Raw genomic sequence first — 22,633 nt, 5'->3', positions numbered from 1 at the left:
CTATGCGGGCGTTGTGCCGGGCGCCTCGTGGCGGTTGACCACGGCGTACGACTCTGCAATCGCTAACCATGTGTGCGAAAACCGCGCTGCTTCGCCGGCGGCGAAACGACGGTCGAGATCCTCGAAGGCAGCGTCCGCATCCTCGGGATCGAAGAAAATTGTGTGCAGGTTTGCTTCACTGTCGGCGACTTCGGTCAGCACGACCAACTCGATTGTGATTGGCCGTGTCGGATCGTCGGTGTCTCGGAAGGTTTCTCGAGTCAGCGCTAGGCGACCACCCCTAACAGCGATCGGTTCGATGCTTATCTTCCAGCTGGCCGGTGTTTCGGAAAGAACCGCGAGCGCGTACTGCGCATCGGTGATTCCCGCGTCACGCAACCCTCGACGACGGTCCTCATAGCGGCCGACGGCACCCGCAGCGAAGGTTTCCGTGTCTCGGAGGTTGTATGCCTCGGCGACTCTGGCTCGCAGCCGAACCGCCGCGTTATCGAGTCCTAGCGGTGGTCCAACGAGTTCATCGAGTCTCGCAAAGGCGAAATCGAGGTCGCCTTCGTCGAACAGCTCACACCGTTGCACTGACTCTCCCGCGAAAGTGAGCAGTTGAAGAAATCGCCACTCGGCCTGAAAGCCATCGTGTGAAGTCGCGCCGACCACCGATGTCACGAGCACCGCGGCGTCGCTGAGACGATGCACAACTTCGATGTGAGCATTCAAGTCGGGCGTTACATCCCACACGTCGGGATGCGATGCGGCCGCTGAGGTGGTGGACGCGAAAGGTGTACCTTTCCGATGGTCAGCGAACGCCCAACCCCTGTCGAAATGCTCATGACGGTTGAGCGCGGCATAGCCCTGCGTCACGACCGTCCACGTGCGTGCGTGCGCCGCTGCCTCCCCCGAGGCATACATCGCGTCAAGCTCTGCGAACGCGGCGTCAACATCGTCGAGATCGAACACGGTGTTCGAGACCAGTCGGTTCGCGGCGTCGGACTCGACGATCATGAGCGCCTCTGCAGCGATCTCGCCGCTCGGCAGTTCGGTTGCTGCGAAACGGCTCTGGCATAACGCGAGGCGCTCGCCTCGAGTCGCGATGACGATGGATCCGGCGTTCCGCAAGCCAACCTCGCCGACCGACCGCATGTTTTCTAGATGTATCGCCCGGCCTCGCCGCACGCCGGCGTTCACGACATGGCGCCGGTCGTATGACGTGAAGTCATCGGTCATGACATCTCGCATCACATCCCAGTCCCGTGCGTCGAAGCACGCCCAAGCTCGTGCTAACGCACGGCTGGCCATGTTTTCCGGTCGGTGCGCGGAGTCGCTCAACTCATCGAATTTCGCGATGGCAGTGTCCAGATCGACCTCTTCGAACAGGTCGCAGCGGTTCGTGCCGTCGGGGCCATTCATCGTCAGGAGGGCGACCATTCGCCACTCGGCATAGAAGCCGTCCGAGGAACTGCCGTACGCCGTATGCGTGAGCACGGCGCCGCGATCGCTCAATCGATGGACGCACTCGACATACATCTTGTTATTCGGTGTGACATCCCACCCCGACCGCAGGTATGCGGCAAGGCCATCGCCGGCGAAGGTTTCGCGCACTCGGTGATCGGTCGTGACCCAATTCGACAAGACAGGAACCTCGTGGCGGTTGAACCTGGTGTAGGCATGCGCGATGCCCGACCAAACCTGGGCATACCTGGCCGCCTCCCCTGTGAGGTAGCGAGCGTCGAGTTCTGCGAAGGCTTTGTCGAGGTCATCGGCATCGAACACGACGAAAGCCGCGATCCGGTTGTCCAGGCAGGACTCGATGAGAACGAGGGCCTCCGTCCGATACGTGTCGGGTCGTGTATCCCTGCCGCGCAGGAGGACTCGAGTTAGCGCCAGGTGCTGACCGCGAATCGCGAGAATGGTCGATGCCACCGTGGTCGTACCCATATCGGCGGTCGCGCGGATGTTCTCAATATCGGCATCCCGGCCCCTCAAGACGCCCGTACCAACGACCCGACGACGATCGTCGTGAAGGAGGTCGTCAACGAGGAGTTGCGACATCGCGTTCCAGTCGCGCTTGATGAACAGTGCGCGGAAGCGCTCGTCGAGTCGAGTCGCGGTGTTGGTCAATCGTGGCTGCGGTCGAGTGAGCTCATCGAATCGAGCGATGGCGGCGCCTAGGTCTTTCTCGTCGAACAGCTCGACCCGGCTCAGCAGATCACCATCGAAGGTCACAATCGTGATGACTCGCCATTCGGCGGTGAAGCCGTCCTGCGAAGTACCGGTTGCCACCCGAGTGACGACGGCGCCGAGATCGTTGAGCCTGTGCACGACCTCGACGTAATTGGTGATGTCCGGCGCCAACTCCCATGGGGTGCGCACATAGGGGAAGAGTTGGCCCTGCGCGATTGGAGTACCGCTCCGGTGATCGATGTTGACCCAGTCGGGTGTTGTCGCGGGCAGCTCGCGACGGTTGAACGCGGCGAATGCCTTCGCGAGGAGGGTCCAAGTGAGGCGGTGTGGGGTCCCTTCGCCGGCTGCGAAACGGACGTCGAGTTCCTGGAGGGCGGCGTCGATGGCGTCGCGGTCGAACATCACGCATGCCGCGATCCGGCCCTCGACGTCGGACTCAACGACCGCGAGGATTTCGGTATGGAAGGCCTCAGGGCGCTGGTCGCGGCCCGAAGTCCGGAAACGGTTCAACGCCAGGCGATCACCACGGAGGGCGATCACGGTTGATGTCAGGGCACGGGTGCCGACACCGGCTACGGCCTGCCAGTCGGCGACGTTGAGTCGTGGTCCTTGGCGTGTCCCTACACCGACGAGCGGTCTGTTGTCGTCGGTGCGGACATTCTCGGCGAGAGTGTCGGCCATGCCGTCCCAGTCGCGGGCGCCGAAGCATTCGCAGAACCGATCTGCCGCTTGGCTCGCGGCGTTGGTCAGTTTCTGCGCCGCTGCGATGACCTCGTCGAAGCGGGCGAGCGCCGCGTCGAGGTCGGCAAGATCGAACAACTCTGAGCGGCTGATCACACCGCCCTCGACCACCAGGACATTGATCATCCGCCACTCGGCATCGAAGCCGTCTGGTGAAGTGCCAGAACCTACATGGGTTACGACGGCGCCGGTAGGCGTGATGCGATGAACGGCTTCGACATGGGTACTGATGTTCGTGAGCGTGTCGAATGTGTCCCGCAGGTAAGGGATCAACCCGCCCGAGTTGATCATCGGTAGCCGACGGTGATCAACGTTGACCACATTCGGCGATGTAAAGGCCAGTTCCCCCCGACTGGCGGCTGCATATCCGCGAGCGATCACCGACCATGTCTGCGCCGATCCCGATGCTTCCCCCGCAAGATATCGCTTTTCGAGTTCAACCAGTGCGGCATCCAAGTCGTCGCCGTCGAACACCACGGTCGATGTCATGACTTGTTGTTCTGCGTCCAGTTCGACGAGATTGAGCACGTCGGTGTGAAATCGTTCGCTTCGAACACGGGCCAGAACGAGGCGCTGGCCACGGGTCGCGACGATGGTCGAGGTGATGTCGCCAGTGCCCACCTCGGCGACTGCTCGCATGTTGGCGACGAAAGCTTCGCGGCCGCGGCGCATTCCGTCGTTGATGATGCGTCTACGGTCCTCGGCATAGATATCGAGCGCCAGTAACTCCCCTATCGCGGTCCAGTCGCGCTCGTCGAAGCGCCTCCAAAGCCGCTCCACCATCTGATAGGCGGCGTTCACAGACCGGGGTGCGGGGCGCGTCAGTTTGTCGAAGCGAGCGAGTGCGTCGTCGAGGTCGGCTAAATCGAACAACTCGCTGCGGTTGACGCGGCCACCGTCGACGGTCGAGAGACTCACTTCCCGCCACTCGGCTTGGAAGCCCTCGGTCGACGTTCCTCTGGCGACATACGTGACGACCGCTCCGAGGTCATTGAGCTGATGTACTGCCTCGATGTAGAGCGCGGCGTCAGGCATATCCGCCTGAGCTGCGTTGGTGTACGACGCCATCTCGCCAGGCGCGAACGCGACGCTGCGTCGGTGATCGACGTTCACCCAGTCCGTTGCGAACTCGGGTAGCTTGTGCGCGTTCACCGCGGCGAACACGTCGACGATCACCGACCATGTGTCGGCGTACGCGCCGGCTTCGCCAGCAATATAACGCGATTCGAGTTCTTGGAACGCAGCGTCCATGTCGGAGACATCGAACATGAGACACGTCGAGATCCGATTGGAAGCGTCAGTCTCACCTATGCCAAGCACGTCGTTGTGGTACGAGTCATCACCGGTCGAGATGAGGAAACGGCCCAAGACCAGGCGCTCGCCTCGTGTCGCGATCACGGTCGATGTGATGCTCGTGAAACCTACCTCGGCTACCGACTGCCAGTCGCCGATGTTGAGGGCCCGCCCGAATCGCAAACCGGCGCCCATCACAGGGCGGCGATCGACGGCCGCGACGTCATCGGCCAGCACTTCTGCCATAGCACCCCAGTCGCGAGCGGCGAAGCACGTCTGGAAGCGGTCGACAGCCCGGCTCGCCGTGTTCTCGAGAATGGGCGCAGCTGGCCGGTCGAGTTCGTCGAAACGTGCGAGTGCGGCGTCGAGATCCGCCTCGTCGAACAACTCGTTACGATTGACGAGCCCTTTATCGACGGTCGACAGGCTGACACCCCGCCACTCAGCCTGAAAGCCTTGCGCAGACGTCCCTTTGGCGACGTACGATACGACCGCCCCGCGGTTGTTCAGGCGATGTACCGCCTCGACGAAAGTTTTGAGGTCGGCGGTGTTGCTATGAGCAGCTTGGGTGTATGAACCTAGTTCGCCGGGTGCAAATGCGACCGCGCGCCGGTGATCGAGAGTTACGCAGTCTTGCGTGACTGCCGGAAGCTCGCCCCGGTTGACGGCGGCGAACGTCTCGAGGATCGCCGACCAGGTCTGCGCATATGCAGCCGCTTCGCCAGCGAGGTAACGTGATTCGAGTTCTTGGAGAGCGGCGCCGAGGTCGACATCATCGAAACAGACCATCACCGCCAATCGATTGCCCGGGTCTATCTCGACAACGCCGAGCATTTGACTCCCGATTTCACCGGGGGGTGTGTTGCTGTTGATGGTGTGGACACGACTGAGCACGAGACGTTCGCCACGAGTCGCTAGGACGGCCGACGCCACTTCTTGAGCACCGCCGACATCGGCCGCCGACTGGCTGTCGGCCAAGTGCACATTGCGACCATGGCGTTCACCGGCATTTACGACCCGGCGACGATCGTCGGTGATCACATCGTCGGCCAATGTCTCCGCCATGGCAGCCCAGTCGCGTGCCCCAAAGGCTGCGCAATAGCGATCGAGCACCTCACTCGCAGCGTTTTTCAGAACGGCAGGTTGGTTCAAGTCCTCGAACCGCGTGAGTGCCGCATCGAGATCGGTCTCGTCGAAGAGCTCCGACCGGTTGATCGAGTCGCCTTCCACCGTCGACATCCCGATCTCTCGCCACTCGGCACTGAATCCGTCGCGAGACGTCCCCTTGATGACGCGGGTAACTACCGCTCCTATGTCTGTGAGCCGATGTACGGCTTCGACGTAGATTTTGATGTCCTCCTCGAGGACATCCCACGTCGCCTTCAAGAACGGCGCGAGCTCGTTCGGTGCGAACGACGTCACCCGCCGGTGGTCGACGTTGACCCAGTTCGGTGTCGTTGAGGGCAATTCGCGACGCAGCACGGCGGCGTAGGCGCCCGCGATGACCGACCATGCTGGTCCGTGAGCGGCTGCTTCGCCTGCGAGGTAACGACGTTCGAGTTCGTCGAAGGCAGCATCGATGTCATTGACATCGAACACAACCACCGCTGAAAATCGTTCCTCGTCGTCAACCTCGACGACTTGCAGGAGATCGGATTGACTCGCCCCCGGGTCGGGGCCCGCGGCGTGGAGATGCAGCAGCGCGAGGCGTTCGCCTCGCATGGCGACGGTGCTCAATGACAGCTTCGCCCACAGTCCGACGTCGACGACCGCCTGGACGTCTTCGATCGCGTGGGCTCGGCCATGCCGCACACCCGAATTGACGATTCGGCGGCGGTCATCCAAGAAGTAGGTCTCGGCAAATGAGTCCGATATGGCGTCCCAGTCGTCCGCCTTGAAATGCGCCAAGAATACTTCGCCCGCTCTGCTAGCGGCGTTTTCGAGCTGTGACCCTCGCCGGTTCAAGCTTTCAAATCGTGCGATTGCTGCCTGGAGGTCGTCTTCATCGAAGAGCTCACATCCGCTCACCAGTGAGCCGTCGACCGTCATCAGGTTGAGCATCCGCCATTCGGCCGGAAAGCCGTCGGGCGAGGTTCCGCGCGAGACCTGCATGCAGAGTGCCCCATGGTCATCGAGGCGATGCACTTTCTCAATGTGACTCTGGAGATCTGGCGTGACATCCCAAATCGAGGCTACGACTGCACCGAGATCCGTTCCGGCGAGCGGTGTTCCTCGTCGATGGTCGATTGTCAGCCAATCCGACGTTGACGGAGGGATCTCGTGTCGAGCCAGACTCGCGAAGACACCGGAGATGACCGACCATGTCCGCGCATGAATGACGGCCTCCCCCGCCATGTAACGAGCTTCGAGTTCCTCAAAGGCAGCGTCGAAGTCGTCGGGATCCAGGCACACGTAACCCACGAGGCGGCCCTCGTTGTCGATCTCGACGACATCGAGGACGTCCGCGTGAAAGTCGTCGGCGCCTGAGAATTGCGTGCGGCTGAGGGCGAGCCGCTCGCCGCGTACTGCAATGACGGCTGACGACACCGTTGTGACCCCGATGTCAGCCATCGCTTGCAAGTTAGCGATCTCATCGTCCCGACCACGTAGCAATGGCGAGCTGACGACCTGTCGTCGGTCTTCGACGAGGCTTTCATCGGTCAGTAGCACCTTCAGAGCGTCCCAGTCACGCCGGACGAAGAACGTCCGGAATCTTTCTGCCGCCCGGCTCGCGGCGTTCTGGAGGCGTGGCCGCGGATGACTCAGCTGATCGAACTCCGCTAAAGCGACATCCAGATCGGCTTCGTCGAAGATCTCGCAGCGACTGAGCAACTCGCCCTCGATCGTCAGAAGATCGATCTCCCGCCACTCTGCGTAGAAGCCGTCACGGGAAGTGCCGCTGACCGTCCTCGTCACGACCGCACCTAGCTCAGAGATCGCATGCACTGCCTCGACGTAGATGTCGACGTCGGGCGTGTCAACCTGGGATGTCCGTATGTAAGCACCGAGCCGGCCGGCTGTGATCGGTGCCAACCGTCTGCGGTCGACGTTCACCCAGTCCGGGGTAGTCGGGGCAAGTTCATTGTGGTTGAGGCCGGCATATCCTTTGGCAATCACGGTCCATGTGCGTGCGTAAGGGGCGGCCTCCCCGGCGACGTACCGAGACTCCAACTCGGCCATCGCAGAGTCAAAATCGTCCACATCGAAGGTCACTCCTGCGCAGATGCGATCGTCGGAGCCGATCTCGACAAGGCTCAGATCTTCGGTGTGATAACCCTCGCTGGACGAGCTCCTGCCCGAGTACCGAGTGCGCAGCAACGCTAGTCGCTCGCCGCGCGTAGCGAGGACAACAGAGCCGATCGTTCTAGCGCCGAGCCCCGCGCCTGCCTGCATACTCGCAAGAGTTGCGTTCCTGCCCCGTCGGACTTCGGTATTCACCACCCGGCGGCGATCGTCGACGGTTATGTCCTCAGCCATCAGCTCGCCGGCAGCGTCCCAGTCGTGGTTTGCGAAATGCTCTCGCATGCGGTGGTGCGCACGACTCGCCGCGTTCTCCCGCGGTGTCGGAGTGCTGAGCTGGTCGAACCGCGTCAGCGCCGTATCGACGTCTTGTTCGTCGAATAGCTCGTACCGCTGGAGTTGGTTGCCTTCGATCAGCAGGATGTTGACTCCGCGCCACTCGGCTTCGAAGCCGCCTTGCCCGGTGCCGTGCGAGCTATAGGTCGCGACGACACCCCGATCGCTGAGCCGATGCACCGCCTCGATGTAAGTGCGGACATCCGGCGTGAACTCTCTCTGCGTCAGGGTTGCGGGTGTGAGGTGACCCGGTGCATACCGTGTCAGCCGGCGGTAGTCGGCGCTCGGACAGTTCACCCCACTGAAATCGTGTCGGTTGAACGCGGCGGTCAACTGTGTGACTGTCGACCACGTACGCGCGCAAGGTTCTGCTTCGCCTGCGCCGTACCGGGCATCGAGTTCTGCGAAAGCAGCGTCATAATCGTCGTAATCCAAGCCGATCATCGCCGTGATCAGCCCAGCGTCGCCGACTTCGTAGAGGGCAAGCGCTTCGGTCGCGAAAGCTTCCGGACGCGTATCGTGCCCTCGGAATATGAGGTGGGTCAAACAGAGTCGATCTCCTCTCACAGCCAGCGGTATTGCGGAGATCTGTGCCACGCCCAACGCTGCAAGCTGGCGGAAATTGGCCATCGCGGTTTCACGGTCGTTTTCGCCGACATGGCGCAACCCACGCCTGCGATCCTCGAAATGGATATCACTTACGAGTAATGAGCCGATTCCGTCCCAGTCCCGGCCGGCAAAAAGATCACAGAACCGACCGGTCGCCCGTGTCGCACCATTCTCAAGCAGCGACCGCGTATGGAGCCCTTCCTGCTGGTTGTACAGGGCGTCCAACTCCGCGAGCGCAGCCTCCATGTCGTCCAAGTCGAACCACACCTGCAGCGAAACCCTGCCGGAGTCGTCGATTCCGTATATCTGCAAGAATTCGTCCTGTGGTGCGCCAGGAATCACGTCTGTGCTGCCCACGAACAGTCGAGCGAGCGCCAAGCGTTCGCCTCTCACGGCGATGACCGATTGAGTAACCCGAATGTTGCCGCTCGCCTCGAAGAGGAGCCTGCTGTGGCGCACCCAGTCGCCGCCCGGCAGATCATCCAGGGTGAAGCCGACGATCCTGCGGCGGCTTTCTACCACAGTCCCCGGGGCAAAGAGCCCCTCGGACTCGTCCCAGGACTTGCGGTCGATTGCGCTGATTACTCGCTGACCCACTTCGACGCACGCATTCGTCAACTCGACAGCAGGTCGCTCGGCTTCGCTCGGCCTGGTCGCATCGTGGGAGCCCAGCACCTTCCGTGCCTTCTCTGTAAGCGCCGCAGCGCCTTTGCGGTCATACAATGCGACCGCCTGCTCGGCCGCAGCGCGCATGCCGGCGGTGTTGCCGGCGATACGCAACACCGTTGCCAGCGCCAGGCAGGCATCACCGTGGTCGACCAGGGCATCGGTCACCGCAGCCAGGCTCACGGCCTCCTCGGCGACCTCCCTGGCCCGATCGTGAGCACCGGCCCGTGCCAGCAGCTGGGCCCTGACCGACCTCCAGGCACTTGACGCCTTCGACCCGTGACCAGCGAGACGCTCGCTCACCGAGCACAATTCGTCCGCCTCGGCGTCTCGGTCCAACGCCAGGCAGGTCCTCGCCAACAACGCCGCCGTGTCCGCGGTGTCGGTGTCGAGGCCCATGCGACGGAAACCCTCGTAAGCCCGGCGCAGATACGGTTCGGCGGCCGCCGCATCATCGGAGACCAACTCGATGATGCCCGCGAACTGGTCCACCTCTAAAAGCGCGTGGCGCAAACCGAGTTCGGTCAACGTCCGTCTCGCCGACTCGATCAGGCGCCGACCCTCGGCGGCCCGGCCCCGGAACGCATCCAGCACAGCCTGGCACCGCGTGGACGTCGCCTCCACCAGCGGTGACCCCGTCGTGATCCGCAGCAGCCGCACCACATCCAGGCACCGCCCGCCCGCACGCGGAACCGGATTGGGTCCCCACAGCGCCGCCAACGGCGCTCCCGCGAGCACCGCGTTCACCCGGCTGTGTTCATGTGCTCGCCGTGCCGCCGTCAACGCCTGGTCCAAAGCCGTTTCGCAGTCCCCGATTCGACCGAGGCGCGCCAGGCAGCCCGCGCGGACGGTGTGCGCCTTCGCCTCTCCTGCCGCATCCTCGAGCGCGGCCAGTTGCTCGGCGGCCACGCTGACCGCCGTCTCGATCTCATCCAATCGCTCCGGATCGGTGAGCATCGACAGCTCACCGTCGAAACAGACACCCCACGCGCCGAGTCGCCCCGAATCCCCTGCAACCTCACGCAGTTGCGACACCGCGACCTTCGCCGATGTGACATCACCCGCGGCCAGCAAGGCTTCGCAGTGGGCGATCAACAACTCGGCCTGCAGCTCGTCGCGGTCTGGAAGCTCGTCATCCAACTCCTCGAGCGCATGGAGCGCCCGGTCATACAACTCGGCCGCGCCCTCGTACGCCACCCGCGACATCGCCTGATCCGCCGCACGCCGGCAGTACTCCACGGCCTTGGCCGCGTTTCCGGCCCACGCACATTCGAAGTAGTGATAGGCCAGCTCGGCCAGCAGCTCGTCGTCCGCGCCCGCCTCCGCTTCGAGCGTTCCCGCGATGCGCTGGTGCAGCCGCATGCGGCGAACGGACGGAAGCTCGGCGAGCAATGACTGCCGCACCAGGGCGTGGTTGAACCGGTAACGGCCGCCGGGTTCTTCGATGACGATGCCCGCCTTGCCGGCCTCATCGAACGCGTCCACGAGGTCTTCGCCGACCACCTGCTCGACGAGCGTCACCGCGAACCGGCTCCCGACCACCGCTGCCGCCGCGAGCGCCTTGTTCGTCTCGGCAGTCAGTCGGGAGAGCCTGCGGCTCACCGCTTCTCGGACACCCTGCGGCAGGGTGCTCGGGTCCCAACGGCCGCCGCTTTCCTCCACATGCCGCAACGCCTCGATGAGGAAGAACGGGTTGCCGCCCGTCACCGTCGCCAGCGCCCGCCCCAATTCCTCGTCGTCGTAACCGGCTTCGGCGACATAGGCGGTGACATCACCCTCATCGAGGCCGGACAGCTGCAGCCGGGTGGCGGTGCCGTCGCGATGAAGGTCGGCCAGCATCGCCGCCAGCGGATGGGAGCGGTCCAGATCGGTGCTGCGGTACGTGCCGACGATCTGCACGCGGGCCTCTTCGCCGAAGCGAAGCAGGTGCCGCAGAAGCAACAGCGTCGGCTTGGCCGCCCAGTGAAGGTCGTCGAGGATCAGCACCACGGGCGCCGTCGCGGAAGCCGTTCCCAGAAGGGCGACCACGGCGTCGAACAGCGCGTAACGCTCGGTGTCCGGATCCGCGCGCGGAGGAGCGGCCACATCGGGCAGCTTGTCGGCCAGCCCCGGAATCAGCGGTAACAGCGCCTCGATGCCCCGCACGTTGCGCAGGCGGTTCGAGTCGACGCACGAGACCAACGAACGCAACGCCTCGGCGAACGGCTGATACGGCGCGCCGAGGTCCTCGTCACACCGGCCGTACAGGACAACGGCGCCCTGGTCGTACGCGTTACGCGACCACTCCCCGGCCAGGCGCGTCTTGCCCACGCCGGGTTCGCCCGCGATGAGCAAGGCACGCGTGCCGGCGGCCAAGGTCGACTGCCACGCCGACACGAGTCGCTCCAGCTCACGACCGCGGCCCACGAACGGCCCCGGGCCGACGAGAACCGCGGGCAGCGCGGGCCGCGCCATCGGAGCCTCGGCGGGTGCGGGAGCGGTAACGTCCGCGGTCTCCATCCGCAGCTCGAACACATGCTCCGGCCGAGGGAGGTTGCGTAGCCGGCGCGTACCGAGGTCGGCGAGCACGACATCATCCGGAAGGGAGTCGATGACGAGCTCGGCGGTCGCGCCGGAGCAGAGGATCTGGCCCCCGGTGGCCAAGGACCGTAGCCGGGCGGCGCGGTTGACCGCTCTGCCGAAGTAGTCGCCGTCGCGGAACTCCACCTCGCCGGTGTGCAGCGCCACGCGGATCCGCATCGGGTCCGCCAGCTGCCACGCCTCATGACCGATCGCTTCTTGCAATTCGATGGCGGCCGCTGCCGCCGCCGACGGGCGATCGAACACCGAGAACGTCGCATCTCCTTCACCGCGCGTCTTGATGAGCCGTCCGCCGCGCGACGTGACGACCTGCTCGACGATCTCGTCATGGCGGGCGAGCGCCACCGCCATGGCGTCGGCGTCGGCCTCCCACGCCGCCGTCGACCCCTCGATATCGGTGAGCAGGAAGGTGACCGCCCGCGTGACCGTCGAAAGCTGCTGTGACGAAGGCACTTCCAGCGAGGCATCCTGCGCGACGATCGCCGCCTCCAGACGCCGCAGTTCCGGTCCGGGATCGACTCCCAACTCCTCGGCAAGCAGCGACCGCGCCCGCTTGTACGCGCCCAACGCCTCGCCCTGACGTCCCGCCCGGTACAGCGCGAGCATCAGGTGGCCCCAACGACGTTCGCGCAGAGGCGCTTCGGCGATCGCGGACTCGAGTTCCCCCACGATCTCGGCGGCGCGACCCGTCGCGAGCAGGGCGTCGGCCCGGTCCTCCACCAGGGCGGCGTGACCTTCGAGCCAGCGCGTCTTCTCCGACGATCCACGCGAGCTGTCCGGAAGTTCAGGAATGCCACGCCACAGGGCCAGCGCCTGGTCGAACAGGGTCACCGCGCGGGTCGGGTCGCCCGCGGCAAGGGCCTTACGGCCGAGTTTCGCGGCGGTCTTGTAGCCGACGGCGTCGATTTCGGTGGTGCTCAGGGTCCAGCCGGTGCCCTCCGTCAACACAAAGCCGTCCCCCAGGGCGCGACGCAGCGACGAGACGTGGGTCTGCAACGCCTTGGTGGCCGTCCGCGGCGGCTCGTCGCCCCAGAGCAGCGCGACGAGAGTGTCGGCCGACACGACCGAACCGCCGTGCAGCCCGAGCATGGTGAGGATGGCCCGGGGCTTGGCACCGGGGATGGCGACCGGCAACCCGTACTGCCGGACCTGCAGAGGTCCCAGAACCCCCAGTTCCACCTCTTGGAGCGTAATCACATCGCGATCGTCTGAGGGCCGATTCAACATGCGGTCAAGAACCGGTAAAGAACCCTGTGAGCTGGGTCTTTGCGCTGGCAACGAAACCCGATCCCCGGGTGTGGCAGGCTCAGCTCGTGGAGCTGCCCACACCGAATCCCGCCCTGCCCCATCTGGCCGTTGTGGTGCCGTCGATCCTGTCGGCGATGGGCGTTGGCGGTTTCGAGAACTCCCTCGGGCTCGCCGATGACCTCGGAGGGGCCTGTGTCCTGCTGATCGACGGTCTGGGCGCCGAACTTCTCGACCGGTACGCCGCCGATGCGCCCACGATGGCGTCGCTCCGAGGCAGGACGGTGACCGTCGGCTTCCCGTCGACCACCGCCGCGGGGCTGGCGGCGGTCGGCACCGGCCGCCGCTCCGGCGAGCACGGGTTCGTCGGCTACTCCTTCCGAGTGCCGGACGCCGGTGTCATCAACGCCCTGCGATGGCGCCCGCACCCCTGGGGCCAGGACCTTCGCGGCACCGTCATCCCTGAACAGGTGCAGCCACTGCCCACCACTTTCGAGCGGGCCACCTCGGCGGGCGTCGCCGTCAGCGTCATCTCTGGGGCCGAGTTCACAGGCTCCGGGCTTACCCGTGCCGTGCTTCGCGGCGGACGCTACGTGGGTGTTCATGCGCTCGGCGATCTCGCGGCGGCGGTGCAGACCACGCTGTCCGACGGCGGATTCTGCTACGGGTACCACGCCGAGCTCGACATGCTGGGCCACCTGTACGGCCCGGGGTCGACGCAATGGCGCATGCAGCTGCGACAGATCGACACGCTCATCGAATCGGTGGTCGAAGCGTTGCCGCCGGGCGGTCTGCTGGCCGTGGTGGCCGACCACGGAATGGTCGAGGTCTCCCCTGGCCGCACAGTCGACGTCGACGCCACCCCGGCGCTGCTCGACGGCGTGGAGGCGGTCGCCGGAGAGGCCCGGGCCCGGCACGTCTATATAGAGGACGGTTCGCAGGGCGATGTGCTCGACGCCTGGCGGACCGTGCTGGGTGAGCGTGCGTGGGTGCTCTCCCGGGAGGAAGCCATCGAGGCCGGGTGGTTCGGACCTCAGGTCAGCGACCAGGTCCGGCCTCGGATCGGCGATGTCGTGGCCGCCGCCCGCGACACCGCGGCGATCGTGCGGCGCACCGCCGAGCCGCTGGAATCGTCACTGATCGGGCATCACGGGTCGCTCACCTTCGCTGAACAGACGGTTCCGTTGCTGCTGGCGCTCGGATGAGTTTTCGTCGCAACCCTCGCGGAGCACGGCAGATTGATTGGAGTCCAAGGTGATTCAGATCGTGATACGGGATCGCGGTGGCAATTCGATTGCTGCACGGCCAAATTCGACCGGTGATAGTTGACGTTGCTAAGCCGACGCCAAAAGGGTGACTCTGCAATGCCATTCGTGAAGTAGGCAATAGAAACCGCAGGCTGTGAAGGCCATCACAGAATTTGGTGGCGTTGTCCGGAAACTTGTAGCGTCCGACCGCGTGTTTGCTATTGCCACGCTTTTGACGCTTGTAAACCAGGTGTCCGGCACGCCGTACGTCACCGGCGGCGACTCGCCTGCCGGTACGGACTGCTCGGGCCTGGTGTCTTGGGTGACGAATGCAGCGACCGGTCGGCCCGTGTACGGCGACCGGTTCAACACGGGAAACATCGAAAGCGCGCTGCTCGAGCGTGGGTTCCAGTACGGCACCCAGCCGGGCGCGCTGGTCGTCGGCTGGAACAGCGGCCACACCGCGGCCACCCTGCCCGACGGCACTCCCGTCTCGTCCGGTGAGGGCGGCGGCGTGAAGATCGGGGGCGGCGGCGCCTACCAGGACCAGTTCACCAACCACATGTTCCTGCCGGTGCCGCCTGAGCAGCCGATGGTCCCGGGCGCCCCGCCCGCGCCGGTGGTGATGATGGCCGGGCACGAGCCCGCCCCGCCGGCCGCTCCGTTCGCCCCTCCGCCGCCTCCGCCGCCGGGCGATCCGTTCGCCCCGCCGCCGCCTCCGCCGCCGGCTCCGATGCCGGGCGCGCCATTGGCACCCCCGCCGCCGCCTCCTCCGGCCGAACCGTTCGCGCCGCCGCCGCCGGCTCCGATGCCTCCGGCCTGAGCGTGACCCGCGCCCGGATAGCCTCTGCGGCGTGATCGTGCTTCTTCCGCCCTCGGAGACCAAACGGGTCGGAGGCGACGGGCCCCCACTGCGGCTGGAGTCGCTCAGTTCGCCTGAGCTCGGGCCCCTACGCGCCGAACTGCTCGACGAGCTGGCAAAACTGGCAGCCGACCGGCCTGCATGCCGGCACGCCCTGGGGCTCTCCGCATCACAGGACGCCGAGATCGAGCGCAACGCGCAGTTGCGCGTCGCGCCGACGTTGCCGGCGATCAGCCGCTACACCGGCGTCCTCTACGACGCGCTGGACGTCGGATCGCTGCGCGGGGCCGCCGCAGCGCGGGCAAGGGCACGGCTGGCCGTCGGCTCTGCCTTGTTCGGACTGCTGCGCGCCGACGATCCGGTCCCGGCCTATCGGCTCTCGGCGACGTCGAAGCTCCCCGGCCGGCCGTCATTGGCGACGCGGTGGCGCCCACTGCTGGAACCCGTGCTGGCCGACTGGGCCGCCGACGACCTGGTCGTCGACCTCCGCTCCGGTTCGTATGCGGCGCTCGGCCGGCTGCCCAATGCGGTACGGGTGGACGTGGTCGCCGAGCATCCAGACGGGCGCCGCAGCGTAGTGACCCACTTCAACAAGGCGCACAAGGGGCGACTCGCCCGCGTACTGGCGAGCTCGCGATCCGAACCCGCCGATGCGACCGCGGTCGCAGCTGTGGCGCGGCGCGCGGGTATGCGGGTGGAACGCCGCGGAGACGAGTTGACCGTCGTCGTCGCCGCCTGAGCGCACCGCCGTCAAATCTTGACGATCATGTCGCTGGTGTAGAACTCCTTGGGGTCCTGGGAGAACGGGTCGGGCCGCGTGATCCACACCCACGCCCCCGTCGCTCCCGGTTCGATGCTGTCGTGGAGGCTGACGGTGCCGTGACCGACACCGTTGGTCTGCAACGGAGCCATGGCGACACCGGGATCGCTGCCGAGACACGGCGCCGACGACGGCCGCGGAACCTGAATGAGCCGGACGTCGTAGCGCGTGTTGGGTACGGCCACGTCGAGCGTGACATCCGCGGACAGATTCGACCCGCTCGACCTGATGACGCTCGTGCCCCGCCCATAGCCGGTCGGGCCGTTGTAGTCGGTCTCGCTGTAATCGCAACGCCGCGACACCTGGTTCATCGGGACGAAGGTGTCATTGGCCGCCGCGATGCCGGCGGTCAGCAACCCCAGGGGTGCCGCGGTCGTGAGCGCGGCGGCCGAGGCCATCAGTCGGATCGATCGGCGCATGTCTTCGTCCCCGTTCCTCATCCGCGGTGTGTAGCCACCGGATTGACCGTCGTCGCTACCGTAAACCACCCGCCACCCGCGCCGGAACGGTTCGCCGGGTGTTCGGCGCCTGGGCGATCAGTCCCGGCACTCGACGACGTCGTAGCCGCCGTCGGCATACCGCGCCCTGATCAACTTCTTGTCGAACTTGCCGACGCTGGTCTTGGGCACCTCCTCGACGAATGCCCAACGCTCCGGCAACCAGAATCGGGGCACGTTGTCGCTCAGATGTTTCCGCAACTCGTCGGGGGTGACGGACGCGTCCTCGTCGAGGACCACCGCCGCCAACGGCCGCTCCTGCCAACGATCGTCGGGCACCGCGACGACCGCCGCCTCGTACACGGCGGGGTGGTCCATGATGCGCAGCTCCAACTCCACCGACGAGATCCACTCCCCACCGGACTTGATTACGTCCTTGGCCCGGTCGGTCAACGTGATGAAGCCCTGGGGATCGATCTTTCCGACGTCACCGGTGCGCAACCACCCCTCGTCGAACTTGCTCGAGTCGGCGTTGAGGTAGTACGACCCGGTGATCCACGGGCCGCGAATCTCGATCTCGCCCACGGCTTTCCCGTCGCTGGGCAGGACTGCGCCCTGGTCGTCGACGACGCGGATCTCCACACCGCACAAGGCGCGGCCGGCGGCGGCCCGCAACGTCCAGTGGTCCTCGCCGGTCACTTCCGGTGGCGGGACCGCAATCGCCGCGAGCGGAGAGGTTTCGGTCATACCCCAGCCCTGCCGGATGACGACGCCGAAGCGCTCCTGGTACTCCTTCATCATCGCCAGTGGGACCGCCGATCCACCACAGCAGACGTTGCGTAGCGACGAGATGTCCCTGTCCGGGTTGGCGTGCAAGAAGTTGAGCACGTCGTTCCATATCGTCGGCACCGCCGCCGACACCGTCGGGCGGTGACGCTCGATCATGTCGACCAGCGGGGCGGCCTGCAGAAACCGGTCGGGCAGCAGCAGATCGGCGCCGGCCATCACCGACGCATATGGCTGACCCCACGCATTGGCGTGAAACATCGGAACGACCGTCAACACGCGGTCACCGTCGGCCAGACCGATGCCGTTGGCCGAACACACGGCCATCGAGTGCAGATACGTCGACCGGTGGCTGTAGACGACGCCCTTCGGGTTGCCGGTCGTGCCGCTGGTGTAACACATTGCGGCGGCACTCTTTTCGTCGAGATCCGGCCAGTCGTACTCGAGCGGCTGCTCGGTGATGAGGTCGTCGTAGCGGATCACCGTGGGGCCCGCGTCGGCGAGTTCTGAGATGTCGCCCTCCCCCACCACGACCACGGTGTGCACGGTCGCCAGCTGCGGCAGGATCGGTGCGAACAACGCCACGAGCGACATGTCCACCAGCACAACGGAATCCTCGGCCTGGTCGGCGATGAACGCGACCTGATCGCCGCCCAGGCGGATGTTGAGTGTGTGCAGCACCGCGCCCATGCACGGCGCGGCGAAGTAGGCCTCGAGGTGTTCCTGGTTGTTCCACATGAACGTGGCGACCCGTTGCCCCTCGGTCACTCCGAGCGCGCGCAGCCCGTTGGCCAGCTGGGCCACCCGGCTTCCGAGCTCGCCGTAGCTGATCTCCCGCGAACCGTCGGGCGTCGCGGTGATCACCTTGCGGCCGGAGTGCCACCCCGTACCGTGGCGCAGGATCGTGGTCAGAGTCAGTGGAAAGTCCTGCATCGTGCTGTCCATCGGCACCTCCCGTGCGGCTGGCTCAATAGCGCCATGATGGTCCATGTCCTGGCGTTTCGACAGGAAACCGGGTATCGCGTCGCTAGCATCTGCGGTCATGGTCCAACCGAGCTATCCGCCCGCCTACCCGATGCCGCGGCCCCCGAAGCGGCCGGTGTCCGGCGCGGACATCGCGGCTTCGATAGTCGCCCTGGTGATGACCGCCGCGATGCTCGTCGTCGGCGCGGTGTTCGGGCTCTTCTCCCTCGCGTTCCTGGATCACTGCCCTCCCGAAAGTTGTAGCGAGGCGGGCGCGGTCGGCGCGATCATCAACGCGCTGTTGATCGCGGCTGCCATCGGTGTGGCCGGGTTGATCGTCACGGTCATGCAGCTGGTGCGACGTGAGCGGGGCTGGCCGTTCGCTCTGGGAACCTTCGGGCTCTGCCTGGCCACGCTCATCGTCGGCGGCTTCTTCTACACCTTGGCGGTCGGCTGAAACCCCCGAGCGCCGCGGTGACTTGGCCTACCGTTGGTCGCGTGGAGACACACCCGGCAAAAGCCCCCGGCCTGGTAGCGGTCGAGGCACTGCGCTCAGGGGACCCTGTCGTCGATGTCAACGGTGGCGGTCAGCATTACACGGTGTTGGAGGCCAAGGACCTCGGCGAGGGGTGTGTCGTCCTCGAACTCGAGTCGAAGGCCCACGACGAACTGCGGGTGATCGAGATGACGTTCCCCGCCGGTTATCAGATGGAAGTATCGCCGCGCCGACTGCAGTAGACCGCCGTCGGCGTTACCTCAGATGGGAGTACGCGTGCTGCGCGATATCCGCGAGTTGTCCGATTCACCCGAGGAGTATGCCGAGGAACTGCGCAGGCGCTGGGGCGGACTGCTGAGTTATCGCTACATCGGCCGCAGTTACGCGCAGATGGACCTCGTCGAGGAGGACAACACGGTCACCGTGCGCCGCGATATGCGCGACGCGGCCGGTGGGCTGCTGTTCGCCGTGCTGGGCATCTCGGCACCCGAGAGTGGCCACATGTCCGACCTGGAGGCGGTGCCGAACCCGGTCATCCATTCCTGCCAGATCCTCGATCCGGGCCTGGGCGTGCGACGCTTCGAGGTGGTATCCGAGGAACTGAGGGTCGGCCGCCAGATGGGCTACAGCCGCGCAAAGATCGTCGACGCCGACAAGCCGGACCGCGTGCTCGCGCTGATCGAGGGTCAGGGGGTCAGCATCGGCATCCCGCCCGAGGGACTGGAACGAATGGAGGCCAACCCGCTGGAGATCGTCGACTCGCCCGACCTGCCGCCGCTGTGGCAGGTGTTCGGCGGCCATCGCCGACCAGACGGCCGCTGGGGGCTGCCCGAACTGTCGGTCGAGGTCGCATCGCCCGATGCGGCCCTGCACGTCGGACCGCAGTTCGTCATCCTCGAGACCGCCGCCATCGACGCCGCGGCCGCCGCCGCGGGAACCGACCGCCTCCACGGCGTGTCGTGCCATGTGATGTTCATGGCGCGCGGAAAGGCCGGCCCATTCCGGGTGGACACCGAAGCGCTGCGCGGGTCCGACGACACGTTCGCGGTCCGGGTGCTGATGCATGACGAGGGCGTCGACGACCGAGTCACCACCGCCGCGTCATACGTGTTTCAGGTGGCCTGATCGGAATGATTGGCCGGGCGTCGTGAGACACTCTCGCCATGGTTGTCGCAATCGCCCGCCCGAAGCTCGAGGGCAGCGTCGCTGTCGGTGAGGATCGACGTATCGGCTTCGCCGAGTTCGGTGACCCGCAAGGCCGCGCCATCTTCTGGCTGCACGGCACCCCGGGTGCCCGCCGTCAGATACCGATGGAAGCGCGCATCTATGCGGAGAAGGCGAACATCCGCCTGATCGGCCTCGACCGGCCCGGGATCGGGTCCTCGACCCCGCACCGGTACGAGCGGGTCGTCGACTTCGCGGATGACCTGCGCACCATCGCCGACACGCTTGGTATCGACAAGATGGCCGTGGTCGGCCTGTCCGGTGGGGGCCCGTACACGCTTGGATGCGCGGCCGCGATGCCGGACCGCGTGGTTGTGGCGGGCGTCATCGGCGGCGTCGCGCCCACGGTCGGCCCCGACGCGATCCCCGGCGGGCTGATGGGCAACCTCGGCACACGCGTCGCACCGCTGCTGCAGTACGCGGGGATCCCGGTCGGGCTGCTGGCCTCGGCACTGATCCGGTTCATCAAGCCGGTCGCCTCCCCCATCACCGACCTCTACGGTCGCGTGTCGCCTGAGGGCGATCGCCGGCTTCTGGCCCGGCCGGAGATCAAGGCGATGTTCCTCGACGACCTGCTCAATGGCAGCCGCAAGCAGTTGGCGGCCCCGTTCTCCGACATCGTCGTGTTCGCCCGTGACTGGGGCTTCCGGCTCGATGAGATCACCGTGCCCGTCCGGTGGTGGCACGGCGACGCCGACCACATCGTTCCGTTCCGTCACGGTGAGCACGTCGTCTCGAAGCTCCGCGACGCGGAGTTGTACACGATGCCCGGCGAGAGTCACCTCGCTGGGCTCGGCCGCGCCGAGGAGATCCTGCAGACGATGTTGAAGGTGTGGGACGAACAGAAGCCCCAGCGTGCCTGACCCTCAGCTCAGCGTTTGAGCCAGCCGGACACCGTGGACAGGTCCCGGCTGTAGGCCATCAGGATGTCGTCGTGGTACAGCGCACCGCCGCTGATGGCGTCGTTTCCCTGCCAGATCACGTGGATACGCACCGGGCTACGCGTGTAGTAGTCGGTACGGTCCGCCTCCCTGCGGTCCCATCCGACCTCTACGGCGCGTTCAGACATCTGCTCGCGCGCGTTCTCCGCCATCGGTACTCCTCCTGTGTCGGACCCGTACGTTAGCCGATCCGCATGGCACCGCTGCAGGAGGCCGCGAACGCGCATCGCTCAGCTCAGCGCTCGGCGCAGCAAGTGCATGGCCACCGTGGTGGACCGCTCGCGGATATCGGCCCGGTCACCGGGCATCCGCATCGATCTGGTGACCGCAGTACCGTCCGCCAGCTTCAGGCTGAAACACACGGTGCCGACCGGTTTTTCCTTCGTCCCGCCGCCCGGCCCGGCGATGCCGGTGATCGCGACCGCGGTGTCCGCGCCGAACCGGTTCAGCGCTCCGTCGGCCATCGCTTCGGCGACGGGTTCGGAGACAGCGCCATGCTTTTCGATCAGCGCGGGGTCGACGCCGAGCAACCCGGACTTGGCGTCGTTCGCGTAGGCCACCACCGCACCCGCGACGTACGCCGACGAACCGGCGAGGTCGGTCAGCCGCGCGGCCAACAGACCGCCGGTGCACGACTCCGCGGTCGCGATGCGCCGCCCGGTCAGCAGCCGGGCCACCTGGTCGTCGATTCGCGAGCCGTCCTCGGAGAAGACCGCATCGCCATGACGATCGCGCAGCAACGCCATCAGTTCGGCGTAGGTCTCGGCGGCGTCGGGTTCGAACCGGGTGACGACCTCGAGTTCGCCGCGCCGCAGGCAGGTGGTGATCTCGAGCCGATCGAAGCCGTCGACCTCGCGTTCGGCGTCGCGCAGCGTATCGGCCAGACCGGATTCCGGAACCCCGAACATCCGCACCATCTCCTGGCGATACACCGTGCGGCCCGCGATCGCCTTCTGCACGGCGGCGGTCTGCATCGCCAGCGGCCACATGGGCTGCAGCTCGCGCGGCGGGCCGGGCAGCACGACGACCGTCGGCGTGCCGGGGACCACCACACCCGGCGCGGTGCCCACCGGATCGATGACGTCAGCGCCTTCGGGGATCAGGGCCTGTTTGCGATTGGCCACCCGGATCGCTTCGGCGTCGACGTCCGGGAAGCGTGCCATCAGCCGCGACACGATGTCGGCGATCTTCTCCTCGAGTCGGTTGTCCAACACCAACTCTCGGCCGCTGAACCGAGCCACGGTGTCGACGGTCATATCGTCGGCAGTGGGCCCCAGGCCGCCGGTGGTGATGATGAGGTCCACCCCCTCGTCGGCCAGGAAACGCAGCTGGGCCTCGATGTCGCCGCGCCGGTCACCGCACATCGTGATGTGTGCCAGTTCGACACCCAACTCCAGCAGCCGGTCGGCCAGCCAGGGTCCGTTGAGGTCTTGGATCCGGCCGGTGAGGACTTCCGTACCGGTGACGACGATGCCCGCGCGTGCGCTCACGATTGAGGACATTACGCACCCGACACAGCAGCGGCGCACGGCGGTAATGTCGTTACCCATGACCGCGCCCAAGTCGCTTCGCGAGTTGTTCGACCAACTCGGCCTGACGGAGGTGCCGTCGCCCGAGGGCACCGTGACGATGGAGATGCCGGTCGACGAGCGGACCACCAACACCGCGGGCGGTCTGCAGGGCGGCTTGATCGCGACGATGGCCGACGTGACGGCGGGTCAACTCGCCTCTCGAGTCACCCCGTTCGGTCACGCCATCGCCACCACGGACCTGTTCATCCGCTATCTACGGCCCATCAAGATCGGGCCGGCGAGGGCGGTCGCGCGGATCCTGCGTACCGGTAAACGTTCGGCGGTCGTGCAGGTCGACATCTACCGCGGCAACGACGACGAGGTCGGAGCGACCGCGACGGTGAACTTCGCCGCCGTCGACTGACCTGACCCGAACCACGCCCGCCCCCGGCCGACCC

13 protein-coding genes are annotated in these 22,633 nt (G+C 65.9%); 8 read left to right on the top strand and 5 right to left on the bottom strand.

Annotated elements, in window-relative coordinates; all coding sequences use genetic code 11:
• The gene (locus tag A5759_RS17130) at positions 1–12,732 is read right to left on the bottom strand and encodes a BTAD domain-containing putative transcriptional regulator (protein WP_231984688.1); all 12,732 of its coding nucleotides are present in this window, start codon (positions 12,730–12,732) and stop codon (positions 1–3) included.
• 224 nt (positions 12,733–12,956) lie between these two features.
• Here A5759_RS17130 and A5759_RS17125 point away from each other — a divergent pair, with 224 nt between their 5' ends.
• The 3 genes from A5759_RS17125 (at position 12,957) to yaaA (ending at position 15,736) form a co-directional block, all read left to right on the top strand.
• Positions 12,957–14,093, top strand: coding sequence for an alkaline phosphatase family protein (locus A5759_RS17125; RefSeq protein ID WP_068200080.1), 1,137 nt, complete (start codon positions 12,957–12,959; stop codon positions 14,091–14,093).
• 253 nt (positions 14,094–14,346) lie between these two features.
• Entirely contained in the window at positions 14,347–14,958 is a 612-nt protein-coding gene (locus A5759_RS17120; protein ID WP_068199750.1) for an NlpC/P60 family protein, read from the top strand.
• A gap of 31 nt (positions 14,959–14,989) precedes the next feature.
• Positions 14,990–15,736, top strand: coding sequence for a peroxide stress protein YaaA (gene yaaA, locus A5759_RS17115; RefSeq protein ID WP_068199748.1), 747 nt, complete (start codon positions 14,990–14,992; stop codon positions 15,734–15,736).
• A gap of 11 nt (positions 15,737–15,747) precedes the next feature.
• Here the strand turns inward: yaaA and A5759_RS17110 are convergent, their stop codons facing one another.
• Both A5759_RS17110 and A5759_RS17105 read right to left on the bottom strand, forming a co-directional pair.
• Entirely contained in the window at positions 15,748–16,257 is a 510-nt protein-coding gene (locus A5759_RS17110) for a hypothetical protein (protein WP_082962187.1), read from the bottom strand.
• Between the two features lie 96 nt (positions 16,258–16,353).
• Positions 16,354–17,985, bottom strand: coding sequence for a fatty acid--CoA ligase (locus A5759_RS17105; protein ID WP_068199746.1), 1,632 nt, complete (start codon positions 17,983–17,985; stop codon positions 16,354–16,356).
• 97 nt (positions 17,986–18,082) lie between these two features.
• Between A5759_RS17105 and A5759_RS17100 the strand changes: the two genes are divergently transcribed.
• From A5759_RS17100 to A5759_RS17085, 4 genes are read left to right on the top strand one after another with little or no spacing between them, the layout of a single operon-like run.
• Positions 18,083–18,460 (top strand): hypothetical protein, encoded by a 378-nt coding sequence (locus tag A5759_RS17100; RefSeq protein ID WP_082962175.1) that lies wholly within the window; start codon positions 18,083–18,085, stop codon positions 18,458–18,460.
• 41 nt (positions 18,461–18,501) lie between these two features.
• Positions 18,502–18,741 carry a hypothetical protein gene (locus A5759_RS17095; protein ID WP_068199745.1) on the top strand — a complete coding sequence of 80 codons (240 nt, stop codon included), beginning with the start codon at positions 18,502–18,504 and terminating at the stop codon, positions 18,739–18,741.
• Between the two features lie 34 nt (positions 18,742–18,775).
• Positions 18,776–19,624, top strand: a complete 849-nt coding sequence (locus A5759_RS17090; RefSeq protein ID WP_068199744.1) for a hypothetical protein — start codon at positions 18,776–18,778, stop codon at positions 19,622–19,624.
• Positions 19,625–19,662: 38 nt separating this feature from the next.
• Positions 19,663–20,586: an alpha/beta fold hydrolase gene (locus tag A5759_RS17085; RefSeq protein ID WP_068199743.1), complete on the top strand. Its 924-nt coding sequence runs from the start codon at positions 19,663–19,665 to the stop codon at positions 20,584–20,586.
• An 8-nt stretch (positions 20,587–20,594) separates the two neighbouring features.
• Here A5759_RS17085 and A5759_RS17080 read toward each other — a convergent pair whose 3' ends face one another.
• Positions 20,595–20,816, bottom strand: a complete 222-nt coding sequence (locus A5759_RS17080) for a hypothetical protein (RefSeq protein WP_064393793.1) — start codon at positions 20,814–20,816, stop codon at positions 20,595–20,597.
• A gap of 78 nt (positions 20,817–20,894) precedes the next feature.
• On the bottom strand, positions 20,895–22,154 hold the full coding sequence (locus tag A5759_RS17075) for a competence/damage-inducible protein A (RefSeq protein WP_068200071.1): 1,260 nt from the start codon (positions 22,152–22,154) through the stop codon (positions 20,895–20,897).
• A 58-nt stretch (positions 22,155–22,212) separates the two neighbouring features.
• Between A5759_RS17075 and A5759_RS17070 the strand changes: the two genes are divergently transcribed.
• On the top strand, positions 22,213–22,599 hold the full coding sequence (locus A5759_RS17070) for a PaaI family thioesterase (RefSeq protein WP_068199741.1): 387 nt from the start codon (positions 22,213–22,215) through the stop codon (positions 22,597–22,599).
• Positions 22,600–22,633 lie beyond the last annotated feature (34 nt).

Origin of the sequence: Mycobacterium sp. 852014-52144_SCH5372336, from assembly GCF_001665615.1 — a bacterium.
GTDB lineage: Bacteria > Actinomycetota > Actinomycetes > Mycobacteriales > Mycobacteriaceae > Mycobacterium > Mycobacterium neumannii_A.
The sequence above is the reverse complement of the archived record's forward strand: the minus strand, read 5'-3'. Positions and strand labels throughout refer to the sequence as shown.